Source organism: Streptococcus sp. SCPM-O-B-15304 (M98) (genome assembly GCF_058200215.1).
This window is the reverse complement of sequence record NZ_JBYQGQ010000005.1, coordinates 1-15,966: the sequence shown is the minus strand read 5'-3', so window position 1 is coordinate 15,966 and position 15,966 is coordinate 1. Positions and strand designations below refer to the sequence as shown.

15 protein-coding genes are annotated in these 15,966 nt (G+C 40.7%); 6 read left to right on the top strand and 9 right to left on the bottom strand.

Annotation, left to right across the window (positions count from 1 at the left end; translation table 11 throughout):
* The first annotated feature begins 140 nt into the window (after nucleotides 1-140).
* Nucleotides 141-2,357, top strand: coding sequence for a RelA/SpoT family protein (locus tag AC3E7H_RS04165; protein ID WP_049503998.1), 2,217 nt, complete (start codon nucleotides 141-143; stop codon nucleotides 2,355-2,357).
* A gap of 30 nt (nucleotides 2,358-2,387) precedes the next feature.
* Entirely contained in the window at nucleotides 2,388-2,831 is a 444-nt protein-coding gene (gene dtd / locus AC3E7H_RS04160) for a D-aminoacyl-tRNA deacylase (RefSeq protein WP_414294407.1), read from the top strand.
* A 574-nt stretch (nucleotides 2,832-3,405) separates the two neighbouring features.
* On the opposite strand, the gene AC3E7H_RS04155 is transcribed toward dtd, so the two are convergent.
* The 7 genes from AC3E7H_RS04155 to AC3E7H_RS04125 form a co-directional block, all read right to left on the bottom strand.
* Nucleotides 3,406-3,819, bottom strand: coding sequence for a hypothetical protein (locus tag AC3E7H_RS04155; protein WP_075228052.1), 414 nt, complete (start codon nucleotides 3,817-3,819; stop codon nucleotides 3,406-3,408).
* 128 nt (nucleotides 3,820-3,947) lie between these two features.
* A complete protein-coding gene (locus AC3E7H_RS04150; RefSeq protein ID WP_148131248.1) occupies nucleotides 3,948-4,658 on the bottom strand; it encodes a nicotinamide mononucleotide transporter family protein in 711 nt (236 codons plus the stop codon).
* Between the two features lie 118 nt (nucleotides 4,659-4,776).
* Nucleotides 4,777-5,427 (bottom strand): metal-dependent transcriptional regulator, encoded by a 651-nt coding sequence (locus AC3E7H_RS04145; RefSeq protein ID WP_490676156.1) that lies wholly within the window; start codon nucleotides 5,425-5,427, stop codon nucleotides 4,777-4,779.
* An 89-nt stretch (nucleotides 5,428-5,516) separates the two neighbouring features.
* The gene (tpx, locus tag AC3E7H_RS04140) at nucleotides 5,517-6,011 is read right to left on the bottom strand and encodes a thiol peroxidase (protein ID WP_490676155.1); all 495 of its coding nucleotides are present in this window, start codon (nucleotides 6,009-6,011) and stop codon (nucleotides 5,517-5,519) included.
* A 118-nt stretch (nucleotides 6,012-6,129) separates the two neighbouring features.
* Nucleotides 6,130-7,059 carry a metal ABC transporter substrate-binding protein gene (locus AC3E7H_RS04135; protein ID WP_060955483.1) on the bottom strand — a complete coding sequence of 310 codons (930 nt, stop codon included), beginning with the start codon at nucleotides 7,057-7,059 and terminating at the stop codon, nucleotides 6,130-6,132.
* Nucleotides 7,060-7,090: 31 nt separating this feature from the next.
* On the bottom strand, nucleotides 7,091-7,939 hold the full coding sequence (locus tag AC3E7H_RS04130; RefSeq protein ID WP_060955484.1) for a metal ABC transporter permease: 849 nt from the start codon (nucleotides 7,937-7,939) through the stop codon (nucleotides 7,091-7,093).
* The gene (locus AC3E7H_RS04125) at nucleotides 7,936-8,658 is read right to left on the bottom strand and encodes a metal ABC transporter ATP-binding protein (RefSeq protein ID WP_060955485.1); all 723 of its coding nucleotides are present in this window, start codon (nucleotides 8,656-8,658) and stop codon (nucleotides 7,936-7,938) included. Before AC3E7H_RS04125 ends, AC3E7H_RS04130 begins: the two co-directional genes overlap by 4 nt.
* Before the next feature lie 179 nt (nucleotides 8,659-8,837).
* On the opposite strand from AC3E7H_RS04125, the gene AC3E7H_RS04120 reads away from it, so the two are divergent.
* Complete coding sequence (locus AC3E7H_RS04120; RefSeq protein WP_490676154.1) at nucleotides 8,838-10,730, top strand: M13 family metallopeptidase; 1,893 nt, start codon at nucleotides 8,838-8,840, stop codon at nucleotides 10,728-10,730.
* A 147-nt stretch (nucleotides 10,731-10,877) separates the two neighbouring features.
* A protein-coding gene (locus AC3E7H_RS04115) for an IS3 family transposase (protein ID WP_490676153.1) occupies nucleotides 10,878-11,959 on the top strand; the annotation gives its coding sequence in 2 pieces (ribosomal slippage) (nucleotides 10,878-11,100 and nucleotides 11,100-11,959; 1,083 coding nt in all).
* A 58-nt stretch (nucleotides 11,960-12,017) separates the two neighbouring features.
* On the opposite strand, the gene AC3E7H_RS04110 is transcribed toward AC3E7H_RS04115, so the two are convergent.
* Nucleotides 12,018-12,647, bottom strand: coding sequence for an MBL fold metallo-hydrolase (locus AC3E7H_RS04110; RefSeq protein WP_061863525.1), 630 nt, complete (start codon nucleotides 12,645-12,647; stop codon nucleotides 12,018-12,020).
* Between the two features lie 110 nt (nucleotides 12,648-12,757).
* The gene (locus AC3E7H_RS04105; protein WP_061863524.1) at nucleotides 12,758-13,834 is read right to left on the bottom strand and encodes a DUF2974 domain-containing protein; all 1,077 of its coding nucleotides are present in this window, start codon (nucleotides 13,832-13,834) and stop codon (nucleotides 12,758-12,760) included.
* A gap of 95 nt (nucleotides 13,835-13,929) precedes the next feature.
* Between AC3E7H_RS04105 and AC3E7H_RS04100 the strand changes: the two genes are divergently transcribed.
* Together AC3E7H_RS04100 and AC3E7H_RS04095 are read left to right on the top strand one after the other, a co-directional pair.
* On the top strand, nucleotides 13,930-14,607 hold the full coding sequence (locus AC3E7H_RS04100; protein ID WP_490676152.1) for a response regulator transcription factor: 678 nt from the start codon (nucleotides 13,930-13,932) through the stop codon (nucleotides 14,605-14,607).
* Nucleotides 14,600-15,574, top strand: coding sequence for a sensor histidine kinase (locus tag AC3E7H_RS04095; protein WP_490676151.1), 975 nt, complete (start codon nucleotides 14,600-14,602; stop codon nucleotides 15,572-15,574). Before AC3E7H_RS04100 ends, AC3E7H_RS04095 begins: the two co-directional genes overlap by 8 nt.
* The last annotated feature ends 392 nt before the right edge of the window (nucleotides 15,575-15,966 follow it).

The window sequence follows — 15,966 nt, the reverse complement described above, 5'->3', positions numbered from 1 at the left end:
GATTTTAAACAATGAGCACTACTAGAGTTTTTCTAGTAGTGTTTTTTTATCAACTTTAGCAAACTCTTACAGAATGGGCTTTACTAGTTTTCATATCCTCAAAAAAGTGTTAAAATGGTAGGAAGAATTGGAGAGTATGCATGCCGAAAGAAGTAATTTATTCAGGCGATGAGGTCGTCGCTTTAACGCAAAAATATTTATCGAAAGAAGATGTGGCCTTTGTACACAAGGCCTTGGTTTACGCTGTAGAATGTCATAGTGGCCAGTATCGTAAATCAGGTGAGCCCTACATTATTCATCCCATTCAGGTAGCTGGAATTTTGGCTAAACTCAAGCTAGATGCTGTTACAGTTGCCTGTGGTTTTTTGCATGACGTGGTAGAAGACACAGAAGCTACCTTGGATGACTTAGAGCGTGAGTTTGGTCATGATGTTCGAGTGATTGTGGACGGTGTTACCAAACTTGGTAAGGTTGAGTACAAGTCTATCGAGGAGCAGCTGGCTGAAAACCACCGCAAGATGCTCATGGCCATGTCAGAGGATATCCGTGTTATCTTGGTCAAACTTTCTGACCGTCTGCACAATATGCGCACCCTCAAACATCTTCGTAAGGACAAGCAGGAGCGTATTTCTAGAGAAACCATGGAAATCTATGCCCCACTTGCTCACCGTTTAGGGATTTCAAGTGTTAAGTGGGAACTAGAAGACCTCTCTTTCCGCTATCTGAATCCAACTGAATTTTACAAGATTAGTCACATGATGAAGGAAAAACGTCAAGAACGCGAAGCCTTGGTCGATGAAGTTGTGACGAAACTTGAGGAATACTCTTCTGAGCGCCATCTTACAGGGAAAATCTATGGCCGTCCAAAGCATATCTACTCTATTTATCGCAAGATGCAGGACAAGAAAAAACGCTTTGAGGAGATCTATGACCTAATTGCCATTCGCTGTATCCTAGACACTCAGAGTGATGTCTATGCTATGTTGGGATATGTCCATGAGCTTTGGAAACCAATGCCTGGACGCTTTAAGGACTACATTGCCAACCGTAAGGCCAATGGTTACCAGTCCATCCATACAACTGTTTATGGGCCAAAGGGACCGATTGAGTTCCAGATTCGAACCAAGGAAATGCATGAGGTTGCTGAGTACGGTGTTGCGGCTCACTGGGCCTACAAAAAAGGAATCAAGGGTCAAGTTAATAGCAAGGAATCTGCCATTGGAATGAATTGGATCAAGGAGATGATGGAGCTCCAAGATCAAGCAGATGATGCCAAGGAATTTGTAGATACTGTCAAAGAAAACTATCTGGCTGAGGAGATTTATGTCTTTACTCCAGATGGCGCAGTTCGTTCACTTCCAAAAGATTCTGGCCCGATTGACTTTGCTTATGAGATTCATACTAAAATTGGGGAAAAAGCAACAGGTGCCAAGGTTAATGGCCGCATGGTACCATTGACTACCAAGCTAAAAACAGGTGATCAGGTTGAAATCATCACCAATCCAAATTCATTTGGACCAAGCCGTGACTGGCTCAACATGGTTAAGACCAGCAAGGCTCGAAATAAAATTCGTCAGTTCTTTAAAAACCAAGACAAAGAATTGTCCATCAATAAAGGCCGTGAATTGCTGATTAGTCAGCTCCAAGAAAACGGCTATGTAGCTAATAAATTTATGGACAAACGTCACATGGATGAAGTCCTTCAAAAAACTAGTTACAAAACAGAAGAAGCCCTTTTCGCAGCCATTGGTTTTGGAGAAATCGGAGCCATCACTGTCTTTAACCGTTTGACGGAGAAGGAACGTCGTGAAGAAGAGCGTGCCAAAGCTAAGGCAGAAGCTGAAGAATTGGTCAAGGGTGGCGAAGTCAAGGTGGAGAACAAGGACACGCTTAAGGTTAAGCATGAGGGTGGAGTAGTCATCCAAGGTGCTTCTGGGCTCTTGATCCGGATTGCCAAATGTTGTAATCCTGTTCCAGGTGATGATATCGTCGGCTATATTACTAAAGGACGCGGAGTTGCCATCCACCGTGTAGACTGTATGAACCTTCGTTCACAGGAAAACTACGAACAACGTCTACTCGATGTTGAATGGGAAGACCAATTCTCAAGTAAGGAGTATATGGCTCACATCGATATCTACGGACTCAACCGTTCTGGTCTATTGAATGATATCTTGCAAGTCTTATCAAATACAACTAAGAATATCTCAACAGTTAATGCCCAACCAACCAAGGATATGAAATTTGCCAATATTCATGTTTCCTTTGGAATTTCAAACCTTTCAATGCTGACCACCGTGGTTGATAAGATTAAGAGTGTACCAGAAGTCTACTCAGTCAAACGGACCAATGGTTAAGTTGGCTTGATATCATCAGAAAGGATTTCTATGAGAATTATTGTTCAGCGTGTCAAGAAAGCTCAAGTTTCTATTGAGGGGCAAGTATATGGGAAAATCCAGCAGGGGCTCTTACTCTTAGTAGGTGTTGGACCTGAGGATCAGCAAGAAGATTTGGAGTATGCCGTGAGAAAGCTTGTCAATATGCGGATTTTCTCAGATGCCGAAGGAAAGATGAACCTTTCTGTTAAAGATATCCAAGGAGAAATCCTCTCCATCTCTCAGTTTACTTTGTTTGCCGATACCAAAAAAGGCAATCGTCCAGCCTTTACAGGCGCTGCTAAACCGGATATGGCGGAAGCTTTCTATCAAGAATTTAACCAAGAACTAGCCAAGGAAGTTCCTGTTGAGACAGGAGTCTTTGGAGCAGATATGCAGGTGGAACTGGTCAATGATGGCCCAGTAACCATCATCCTTGACACCAAAAATAGATAAGAAAAACCAAGCTCGCGGGCTTGGTTTTTCTTATCTATCACAAAATATTCCAAAATGAAATGGGTTCTTGATAGGCTTGGGGGAAGTCTCTTTTCAGGCTTTGGCAGGTGCGATAGGAAGGGATGAGATATCTTAGGATGAGGAGACTTCCCTGAAGGAAAGGTGGGATACCACTTAAAAACAGCAAGGAGAGAATTATCAGGTTATCCCATAGGAGGATTTGTAAGGCAAAACGCCAGAATCTCGGTCTAATCTGGGAATAGAGTTGACTAAAGTGGTCACAAAGTTGGTTGGAAAGATAGGTAAACAGCACAGGGTGAAAGAAGATGAGCCAACCACTGTAAATCAAAATCCAATCCCAGGTAATACTCTTCGAAAATCAAATTCAAACCACGTCAGCTTCACCTTGCCGTACTCAAGTACAGCCTGCGGCTAGCTTCCTAGTTTGCTCTTTGATTTTCATTGAGTATAAGTCCCTCTTTAAATGTCAAAAATGCCAGCATGATTCCATCGATGATGAGGAGTTGAATGGTTTTGATGTAGATGATTTTTTTCATGATAAAACCTTTTTTTCTTAGAGACACTCCCACAAATAGATATGTTTGTCATAAAAGTCTGGATAGTTTTCTTTTAGGTGGCTAGCCGTTATATAATAAAAAGTAGAATGACAGGAAGTAAAGACTGGAGTAAGAGAGTAAAAATGTTGAGGGCCAGTGATGGCTAAAAAGACAAATAATAGTAGGTCAGTGGAGAGAATCTCTAAGTAGTAAAGGCGAATTTTTTTGTTCATCTGAGGATAAATCTCAGAGAAATGTTTTTTGAGTCGATTGACCAAGCGAAATAGCAGTAGTCCTTGAGCAAGGATGAAAATGAAGCAAAAAATCAGGCCTCTCTCCAAAGAAAGTTCGTATCGGGGTCTGAAAGTTACCAACAGTAGCAAATCGCTGACTACGATGGCTGTAAAATGGATTCTAAAGAGATTTTTCATAAGATGACCTCCCTCTTTTATCTAGCTTCATTCTACTCCAAAAGAATGGGAGTTACAAGTAAAATGATAAAAAATTTTAGTAAGGAGATTCTATTAAGTCGACTTGCTTTCTTTATTTGAGTTTCCTTCTATTTTTCCACTTCTTCATCATTCCAGACAAATAAAGCTCCGATTGCATTGAGGATATAAAAGATGTATTTTCCGATATTGGCAAAGTTTCCTTGAATGCCAGCCTTTGTCAGCTGAACGAAATTGTAAATCAACCAAAATCCCCACTGAGTTGTCAGTTTCAATGCATTCAAAGCATTGGCAATGAGGGAGAGTGCAAAGGAAATAGTTGTTACGTAGGCAAGGAGATTCATCTTTCCTCCATAGCCGATATAGTTGGTCATAAATGCAAAGAGGAAGGCTAGAACTGAAATGATGACGGCTGCCCATTTCAATTGTTTTTGGTTCATCTTGTTGGGTCTACCTTCTTGTGAAGCTTCCCATTTCTTAATGGCAAAGGTATAAATGAGGAAGGTGACAGGATAGGTGATAATGGCCGCCTTATTTCCAAGGATATAGTCAATGGTGCCGGACAAAATCGTATTGACAATGCCAAAGTAATTTCCCCATTTGCTTAATTTTCCCGTGAAACGAGTGGACAACATGGAAATCCCAACGTTGGTTACGGAAATCAATCCAAAGGGCACAAGGGCAGTCCATGGGCCCCAGTCTACGAATTTATCGAGACGGGAGTTGAGGTAACCAGATGCGATCGCAATTCCAACGACCAGAGCAACCCCAAAGAGGTCAAACCATTTGGATGTCGCAAAAATTTTTAGTGATTTTTTCATAGGTTAAAATATCTTTCTTTTTTTTACAAACATTCTACAACAAAATGAGAGTAACATCAAATGCTAGAAATAAAACCCTGAAAATCAAGCTTTCAGGGTTGGTAGGGGACTTGAGAAATTAGTTCAGTTTTTCAACATAGAGCTGTTTGGCGATTTCTAGGCTGACTTGGAGTTCTTCATTCTTGTGAATGAGAGTGAAGGTATTAGAGAAGCCATCAAACTGCTTGACTTGGAGTTGTTCTCCAATATGGATGCTATGTTTTCCTAAATACTGGAGAAGTTCAAAACTATCGTGAACCCGAGTTAGTAAATAGGTCCCTGCTTCTTTGATATCAGAGAGTGGAAGGTTATTGATCTCAACTAACAGCTCTCCCTTGGCAGGAATGGTTCCTCCATGGGGACAGGTCTTTGGAAAGCCTAACATAGTTTCCAGTCGCTCCACAAAAAGGTCTGACACTGTATGCTCTAATACCTCAGCCTCATCGTGAATTTGATTGCTGGTATAGTCTAGATGGTGAACTAGAAAGACCTCTATCAGTCGATGCTTACGATAAAGCTCAGAGACCAGCTTTAAACCAATATCCGTTAGTATATAGCCATTTTCTTTATTCTTTAATATAAGATTTTCGGATTGCATGCGCTTGATCATCTCAGTTACCGCTGGAGGTGATACCTGCATCCGAGCAGCGATTTCCTTGTTGGTAATCTTAGGAACTTCCATGCCAATCTCATAAATACATTTTAAGTAATCTTCTTTATTTGGTGTCATTCGCATTTCCTTGTTTAGTATCTCTATCTAGTATACCAAAAAAAGCTAGATTTCTCTAGCTTTCTGCCTTGTTACAAGTGGGCTTTATTTTAGTCAAGCGACTTTGCTGCTTCAATGGCTGCTTCAAAGTTTGGCTCGGAATTGATATTGTCCACATACTCAACATAACGGATAATATTGTCAGCATCAAGGACAAATACGGCTCGAGCAAGCAGATGCCATTCATTGATTAAGAGGGCGTAATCGCGTCCAAAGGAGTGGTCGAAGTAGTCTGAAAGCATGATGGCATTCTCAATTCCTTCAGCACCACACCAGCGTTTTTGAGCGAAGGGGAGGTCCATAGACACCGTTAAGACAACGGTGTTGTCTAAGCTAGCTAATTCTTGGTTAAAGCGACGAGTCTGTAGCGAGCAGATACCTGTATCGATAGAAGGGATGACGCTCAAAATCTTTTTCTTTCTTTCAAAATCAGCTAGTGTTTTTTTAGAGAGGTCAGTCGTTGTGAGAGAGAAATCAAGTGCTTTGTCTCCTACTTGTAGTTGCTTTCCCGTAAAAGTAACAGGGTTTCCAAGGAATGTAGTCATAAGCTACTCCAATCTTTTTTCTTTCATTCTACATTAAATGTTCAGAGTTTTCCAATAATTTGTCCGGATTTTGAATCAAAAAAACGCCAATTCAAGGTGACTGACGTTTTTAAAATGATTATTTAGCTAAACCTTCAGCAATCTTGTCAAGGTTGTATTTCATCATGTTGTAGTAGCTATCGCCTTCTTTACCTTCTTCAGCGATTGAGTCCGTAAAGATTTGAGCATAGATTGGGATGTTTGTGTCTTTAGAAACAGTCTTCATTGGACGATCATCGACACTGGATTCAACAAATAGTGATGGAACTTTCATTTGGCGAAGTTTTTCAACCAAAGTCTTGATTTGGTCAGGTGTTCCTTCTTCTTCAGTGTTGATTTCCCAAATGTAAGCACTTGGTACACCGTAAGCTTTAGAGAAGTATTTGAAGCATCCCTCGCTGGTTACGATGAGTTTCTTGTCAGCATCAATAGCGTTAAATTTCTCTTTGGCTTCCTTGTCAAGCTTGTCTAGTTTTTCAGTGTATTCTTTGAGATTCTTTTCGTAGAATTCTTTGTTGCTAGGGTCTTTAGCGATGAGTTGCTTAGCAATATTTTGAGCATAGATGATCCCGTTTTCAAGGTTGAGCCAAGCGTGTGGGTCTTCTTTGCCTTTTTCGTTTTGACCTTCAAGGTAGATAACATCAACGCCTTCGCTGACTGCAAAGTAGTCTTTGTTTTCAGTTTTCTTAGCATTCTCAACTAATTTTGTAAACCAGGCATTTCCACCTGTTTCAAGGTTGATACCGTTATAGAAAATCAAATCAGCTTGAGAAGTTTTCTTGACGTCTTCAGGTAGTGGTTCGTATTCGTGTGGGTCTTGACCAACAGGAACGATACTGTGAAGATCAATCTTGTCTCCTGCGATATTTTTAGTAATATCAGCGATGATTGAGTTTGTGGCAACAACTTTTAGTTTTTGACCAGAAGCTGCATCTTTTTTTCCACTAGCACATGCTACAAGAGCAATGACGGAAAGAAAGAGAACGAGTAATGTACCTAATTTTTTCATTAGATCCTCCAATTTATTGGGGCTTTGCCCCTTATTTTAACAAATGTTTATTTTTCAGTTTCAAATATCGTTGTTTTGGAGCGATAAAGAAGCTAATGAGAAAGAAACTAGCAGCTGTAAGCACGATACTAGAACCTGCCGCAACGTTAAAGCTATAGCCGATAAAGAGTCCCAAAACTGAAGCTGTAGCTCCAAAGGTTGAGGAAAGGAAAATCATACTTTTCAGGCTATTAGCATACAGATAAGCAGTTGCAGCTGGGGTAATCAGCATGGCTACAATCAGGATAGTTCCGACACTTTGCATGGCTGTCACAGACACGAGAGTTAGGAGTACCATGAGTAAGTAGTGATAGAAATTGACAGGCATTCCCATGGCTTTAGCCAAGAGTTCATCAAAGGACGTTATCAAGAGTTGCTTGAAGAAAATCCAGATTAACAAGAGAATGGCTGCCCCTACACCCATAGTAATAAACATATCTGTATCCTGAACAGCAAGAATATTCCCAAAAAGGATATGAAAGAGGTCAGTCGAGCTTTTAGCTACGCTAATCAAGATGATACCGAGGGCTAAGAAAGAAGAAAAGGTAATGCCGATGGCGGTATCGCTTTTGACAATCGAGTTTCCCTTGATGTAGGTAATGATGATAGCAGCTAGCAGTCCAAAGACAATGGCTCCGATAAAGAAGTCAATGCCCAAGATGAAGGAGAGGGCTACACCTGGTAACACAGCATGTGAAATGGCATCTCCCATGAGTGACATCCCGCGTAGGATGATGAAACATCCCACAGCTCCAGCTACGATTCCGATAACAATGGCTGTTATCAAGGCATTTTGGAGAAAGTGGAAGTTCTGCAATCCATCTATAAATTCTGCAATCATAGGTCACCTCCATTGAAAAAGAGTCGATTACCGTAAGCTTCTTTGAGATTGGCTTGGGTAAAGGTTTCTTTGGTCGGACCAAAAGCAATCACTTCTCGATTGACAAGCAAGACTTGATCGAAGTAGTGGCGAACCTTGCTGAGGTCGTGGTGGACGATGAGAACCGTCTTCCCAGCTTTTTTCAGATCTCTCAGCGTATTCATGATGATTTCCTCACTGACTGAGTCAATCCCAACAAAGGGTTCATCCAAGAGGATATAGTCGGCTTCCTGCACCAAACATCTGGCAATCAAGACCCGCTGGAATTGACCTCCAGACAGTTGACTGATTTGCCGTTCAGCGTAGTCAGCTAGGTCGACGATTTCAAGGGCCTCTTGCACTTTCTTCCAATGTTTAGCATTTAAACTTCGAAAGAGAGGAATAGAGGGAAATAGTCCTAACGAGACGCATTCCTTGACCTTGATGGGAAAGTTGTAGTCGATATGAATTTTTTGTTCGACATAGGCGATTCGATGTAAGGATTTTTTAACTTCCTTGTCATCGAGAAATGCCTGACCTTGATGTGGGATAATTCCCAGCATACCTTTTAATAATGTTGATTTCCCAGCGCCGTTTGGGCCAATAATTCCGGTAATCGTTGGTCCTTGGAGCACTAGTGAAATATCCTTTAGTGCCAACGTTTCTTTGTAGGAGACACTGAGGTTTTCGATACGTATCATACAGTTATATTCCTCCTATCTTTTAATATACATTAAAATAAAAATTAAGTCAAGTTAATTTTTGTAAATATTTAAAATATTAATAATGAAAACAATCAGGAGAAGATGGCATTTTTAATTGCAATCCCCAGGGATTTTTGCTAAGCTAAGAATAAGTGAAAAATGAAAGCGAGAACAAGATGACACGTTATCAAGATGATTTTTATGATGCTATAAATGGTGAGTGGGAAAAGACTGCAGTCATTCCAGCTGATAAATCGAGAACAGGTGGTTTTATCGACCTTGACGAAGAAATTGAAGAGTTGATGCTAACGACAACCGACAAATGGTTGGCAGGTGAAGATGTGCCAGAAGATGCTATCTTGGCAAACTTTGTTAAGTACCATAGTATGGTCAGAGATTTTGACAAACGAGAAGCAGATGGAATCAAACCAGTCCTTCCTTTGCTTAAGGAATACCAAGATTTGAAAAGTTTTGCGGATTTCGCAGGTAAACTAGCAGCATTTGAATTAGCTGGTAAACCAAACTTCCTTCCATTTGGAGTATCACCAGACTTTATGGATGCTAGAACCAATGTTCTTTGGGCTAGTGCTCCAGGAACAATCTTGCCTGATACAACCTACTATGCGGAAGACCATCCACAGCGTGAGGAATTATTGAACCTTTGGAAAGAAAGTACTTCTAATCTCCTCAAAGCCTATAACTTCTCAGATGAAGAAATCGAAGATTTGCTAGAGAAACGATTGGAATTGGATCGCCGCATCGCAGCTGTCGTCCTTTCAAACGAAGAGAGTTCAGAATACGCCAAACTTTACCATCCATACGCTTACGAAGATTTCAAAAAGTTTGCGCCTGCCCTTCCATTGGATGACTTTTTCCAAGCAGTTATTGGGCAAACTCCAGATAAGGTTATCGTAGATGAAGAACGTTTCTGGCAAGCAGCAGAGCAATTCTACAGTGAAGAAGCTTGGCCTCTGCTCAAAGCAAGCTTGATCTTGAGTGTGGTCAATCTTTCAACGAGCTATTTGACAGATGAGATTCGCATCTTGTCAGGTGCTTATGGCCGTGCTCTTTCAGGTGTTCCAGAAGCCCAAGATAAACGCAAGGCTGCTTACCACTTAGCGCAAGGACCATTTAAACAAGCTCTTGGCCTTTGGTATGCCCATGAAAAATTCTCTCCTGAAGCTAAGGCAGACGTTGAGAAAAAAGTGGCAACTATGATTGATGTTTATAAGGAACGCTTGGCCAAAAACGACTGGCTCACTCCTGAAACACGAGAAAAAGCCATCGTCAAACTCAATGTCATCAAGCCTTATATCGGTTATCCAGAAGAATTACCAGCCCGCTACAAGGATAAGGTTGTAGATGAATCTGCTAGCCTCTTTGAGAATGCCCTAGCCTTTGCGCGTGTTGAAATAAAGCACAGCTGGAGCAAGTGGAATCAGCCAGTTGACTACAAGGAGTGGGGAATGCCAGCTCATATGGTCAATGCCTACTACAATCCACAAAAGAACTTGATTGTCTTCCCAGCTGCTATCTTACAGGCACCATTCTATGACTTGCATCAGTCATCTTCTGCCAACTATGGTGGTATCGGAGCGGTTATCGCCCATGAAATTTCTCACGCCTTTGATACTAATGGAGCTTCCTTTGATGAAAATGGAAGTCTCAAGGATTGGTGGACAGAGAGCGACTACGCAGCCTTTAAAGAAAAAACACAGAAGGTTATCGACCAGTTTGATGGCCAAGAATCTTACGGCGCAACGATTAACGGTAAATTGACCGTATCAGAAAATGTTGCTGACCTAGGAGGAATCGCTGCAGCGCTAGAAGCTGCTAAGAGAGAGCCAGACTTCTCAGCTGAAGAGTTCTTCCATAATTTTGCTCGTATCTGGCGTATGAAAGGTCGCCCAGAGTTGATGAAACTCATGGCTAGCGTTGATGTGCACGCCCCAGCTAAACTCCGTGTTAACATCCAAGTGCCAAACTTTGATGACTTCTTTACGACCTATGATGTCAAAGAAGGCGACGGCATGTGGCGCTCACCAGAAGATCGTGTGATTATTTGGTAATACAAAAACCAAGGATGGAGTGGCACTGCACCCATAAAATGAGACACAAGAAAACACTCCTGTTGAAATCTGGTAAACTAGAAACAGGAGTGTTTTGTTATGGTCAAAAAAGCCTAGTCAGTAGAAACTAAGCTAGCCTGTATCGAAATGAAAAAGGCAGGTAAATCAAATAAGGTTATCATGGATACCCTCGGTATAAAAAATGTTAGTCAGGTCAAGACCTGGTGGCAATGGTATCAGAATGATGAATTGTTCCGTTTCCACCAACCTGTGGGGAAACAATATACTTATGGTAAAGGGATGAAGCAGTTATCTGAAGTGGAACAGTTACGTTTACAGGTAGAATTACTAAAAAAGTATCAGAGCTTGATAAGAAAATCGACAAAGTAAGTCTTATCAAGCTAGTGGAAGAGTATAAGAAAATGTGCCCTGTATCTATTATTTTAGAGTGTTTCGGAGTCAAACGCTCAACCTTTTATCGCTGGAAACAGGAGTGTAAGAATTCTCAGAAAAGAGACGAAATAGCAGATAAAATCGAACAACTCTGTATGGAAAATCACTTTATTTACGGCTATCGAATCATCACTCGCTTGCTCAAGAAAGTTTATAACCTTGTCGTTAATCGCAAGAAGATCTATCGTATTATGAAGGAAAAGGGCTGCCTTTGCCGTGTCCGTCCCAAGAAGGGACCTAAATTAGGGAAGCCTTACCATGTAACAGACAATAAGCTGGATCGTAATTTTCAAGCAGACAGGCCTATGGAGAAGCTTGTCACAGACATCACCTACCTCTACTTTGGGAACTGTAGACTTTATCTATCTTCAATCATGGATCTCTATAATCGTGAAATTGTAGCTTATACCATCTCCGAATGCCAAGATACGGACTTTGTGCTCGACACACTTCATCAACTTGAGCTACCTCAAGGAGCACTTTTACACAGTGATCAGGGATCTGTCTACACCTCAAAAGCTTACTATCAGGCTTGTACAGAAAAAGGCATCACCCGCTCTATGTCCCGAAAAGGAACACCAGCAGATAATGCCTGTATCGAATGGTTCCACTCTATTCTCAAGTCTGAAACCTTCTATCTCCATAAGTGGAGAAACTTAACCAAAGATAGTATAACAGATATTGTCAAAAATTACATCATATTTTATAATGAAACTAGAATTCAACAGAAATTAAATGACCAGTCTCCTGTAGATTACAGAAAACTGGTCGCATAAGAGGGGTTTTCTCTTGTCCCATTATTGGGGTGCAGTGCCAGTCCTTGGTTTTTATATTTTAGAAAAATGGATTAAAAGTTTTTTCGTGAGCGATGGTCGTAGCAGGTCCGTGACCTGGATAGACATCGTAGTTAGGAAGGGTAAAGAGCTGGGTTTGGATACTATGGAGGAGTTGTTCCATACTACCTGTAGGTAGGTCTGTTCGTCCAATAGTTTCTCGGAAGAGAGCATCACCCGTTAAGACCAAGTGCCCATCTGGAAAAACAAATGAAACTCCTCCGATAGAGTGGCCTGGAGTTGGGAGTACTGTAAAACGAAACTCCTCGATTTGGTATTCTTTATGAAAAACAAAGGTGTGTTCAGCTGGTCTACATACGACATCTGCCATATCGTCATGACGAGGAAGGCCTGAGAGGTTGTCGACAGGAGTATAGAGCCAAGATTCTTCGCTTTCTGCCACATATACTGGAGGATTTCCAAAAGTATCTCTGACCAAGTCCAGACTCAAGATATGATCGTAGTGAGTATGGGTCAATAGAATCGCACAGACTGGTTTGTTGATTTTCTCAATAGTCTTTCGAATGGCCTCCCAATGGCTACCTGGATCGACTACAATCAGGTGCTGGTCTCCTTCGAGATAATAAGTATTTTCATAGGCAACAGGATTTACGGTTTTATGGATTTTCATAGGATTTCCTCTTTCAAAGAATTTACAGTTTCTAGTATAACACAGAAGGACAAAATAAGGAATCGATCAATAAGAAAGTCCCTCCATAAAAGAAGGGACTTTTTAATACATTAAAAATGATTTTTCCAGGCTTGGAAGCGTGCATCCAGTAGGAGTTGTGTCAGATTTTTTAAGATTTCGACTTGCTCAGGCTCTAGTGTCTGGGCTTGAGAAACAAGTTGTCGAACATGTTCAATCGCATTTTTTGAAGATAGTTCATTAATAGAGCTAATTCCGGACTCTAGGATGGTTCCAAAGAAGAGATCAAAATAGAGTTCTAATTCCTCATCGGGAACACTGTCCACCCATTCCTTTAGAGCGTCTTTGATTTGTAGACTTTCGCTACTAATCTCCTCTAGTTGGACAAAGTGGTGTCCATCTGTCAACCAACTGAAAGTATTGTGTTGGGCGATGCCACCGAGAGCCGTAGATTTGACGACGGTAGGAGTATCAGGAACTTCTAGCATCATGCCAATGACAGAACCTTGTGGGACATAACGGTGAAATTTAGGGATAACATCTTGATAACCAGTCGTTTCAGTCAGATGAGCCTGCAAACCAGGAGCATCGTAGGTATAAACTGCGGATATCTTTTCCTGCAATTCAGGCTGGATTTGACTAGCAGCAAAGACTGCTAGATTCCCACCTTTAGAATGCCCAGCAAGAATTACTTTTTGTTTTGGATGTTGGGTAAAGAATTCTTCCAAGTATTCAAGAGCATGCTTTTGGGCAGGGATTTCCTTCATATAGGTCATATGGAAATCTTCCTTCCAGCCAATAATACTGTCGTCTGTGCCACGAAAGACAATGAGATAAGTATCTAGGTTCAGACGATAGGTCATAGCAGCGAACTGTTTCTGTTGCTCGGTATCAATTTCGTTAATAAAGTTTGATAGCTTGCAATTTTTAAATCGTTTGTGTTGAGCAAGCTGGTCTAAGAGTTGGAGACGTTCTTTATTGGTCAACATGGTGCTTTCTCGTGGGACACGTGTTGCGACATCGCTTAAACGATTGACTGGCTGGTACAATAGGTTATCAAAAGGAAGATAAGTCAGCTCTGTCAAAGCAAGTACATCCAGTTCATTTAAGGGAAGATCATAAAAAGAATCGTATTGAACATTAGTTAGGTAGTCAAAAATATTGGCCATGAGAATTCCTTTCTTAACTTTTATCATATCAGATTTACATCAATTTCGCTAGTAGTCAGAAGAATTTTGCTATAATATAAAAAAAGGAGGAGCAGATGCATAAGATTTTACTAGTAGAAGATGATCCAGTAATCCGTCAGCAAGTTGGGAAAATGCTCTCTGAATGGGGTTTTGAAGTAGTTATGGTAGAAGACTTTATGGAAGTTCTGACACTATTTGTTCAGTCTGAGCCTCATCTGGTTCTCATGGATATCGGCTTGCCTCTCTTTAATGGTTATCACTGGTGCCAGGAGATTCGCAAGATTTCCAAAGTTCCTATTATGTTTCTGTCATCAAGAGACCAGGCTATGGACATCGTTATGGCTATTAATATGGGGGCAGATGATTTTGTGACCAAGCCTTTTGACCAGCAGGTACTTTTAGCTAAGGTACAAGGATTATTGCGCCGCTCTTATGAGTTTGGAAGGGATGAGAGTCTCCTAGAGTATGCTGGAGTTATTCTCAATACCAAGTCTATGGATGTGCATGTCAATGGAAAACCTATCAGTTTAACAAAGAATGAATTTCAGATTTTACGTGTTTTATTTGAACATGCGGGAAATATCGTAGCGCGTGATGACTTGATGCGTGAACTCTGGAACAGTGACTTTTTTATTGACGACAATACCTTATCTGTTAATGTCGCTCGTTTGCGTAAGAAATTGGAGGAAGAAGGTTTGATTGGTTTTATCGAAACTAAGAAAGGGATAGGGTACGGATTGAAACATGCTTGAACTTAAAAGTTTTTTTCTAGCTTATATCCGTTCGCGTAGCCGTTTTTTTGCTTTTATTCTGTTATTGACGGGTCTCATCTTTCTTTTTGATGTCCTATTTGTTAGTCAAGTGCCCTACTTTAACTATTTCTTCTTTCTATCTACATTTTTGACATTTTTGTTTTTGGTATATGATTTCTTGATAGAATTGCAACGTTATCGTAAGGAATTGCTCTATGGCGAAAGAAAAGCTAAGTCACCAATGGAAGTCCTTCTAACTGAAAAATTAGAGAAAAGTGAATCTGAACTCTATCAAAAGAAATCAGATGCTGAAAACCGCTATAATGATTTGGTGGACTACTATACTCTCTGGGTGCATCAGATAAAAACACCAATTGCAGCCAGTAAACTCCTTGTAAGTGAGGTGGCAGATCGCCAACTGAAACAACAGTTGGAGCAGGAAATTTTTAAGATTGATTCCTATACCAATCTCGTACTCCAATATCTACGCTTAGAAAGCTTCCATGATGATTTGGTTTTGAAGAAAGCAAATATAGAAGATCTGGTCAAGGAAGTCATTCGCAAATATGCCATTTTCTTTATCCAGAAAGGTCTTAGTATCAATCTGCATGACTTGGATAGAAGCATTGTGACGGATAAAAAATGGCTATTGGTAGTCATTGAACAAATCCTGTCAAATAGCCTCAAGTACACAAATGAAGGTGGGGTTGAAATCTATATGGATGGTCAAGAACTTTGCATCAAGGATACCGGGATTGGTATCAAAAACAGTGATCGGTTGCGAGTCTTTGAACGTGGATTTTCAGGATATAATGGTCGAATGACCCAGCAGTCATCTGGACTTGGGCTCTATCTAACCCAGAAAATCAGCCAAGAATTAGGACATCAGATTCAAATAGAATCCGAACTTGGACAAGGAACAACGGTGAGGATTAAATTCTCTGAAGTGAATTTACTGATTGAATGAAAAGAATTGTGAAGAGGCTGGGACAAAAGTCCTAGCCTCTCAATTGTCTTTGAATTGTCGAGCAAGACGCAGTGGTTGAGTGGGCTCTACTACGCTGATTTCATCAGCTTTTACAGCCCTACTCAACTGTGCGGAGGTGGGACGACGAAATCGAATTCTAACGAATTACCGATTTCTGTCCCACTCTCTTCTTTAGACCTTGATATAGTGAGAAAAAAGGATTCAATTAGATAAAAAATGTAATCTTACAAAAATGTAAGATTAAAGGCCTCTTTTGTAAGGTTATGTTATGGCAAGTCCTCTTTTTTTGGAGTAAACTTAGAGCATAAAGAAAAAGGAGAGAAACCATGAAAACAATTTTACAAAAGAAACAAACAAGTAAGCCAAGTCCG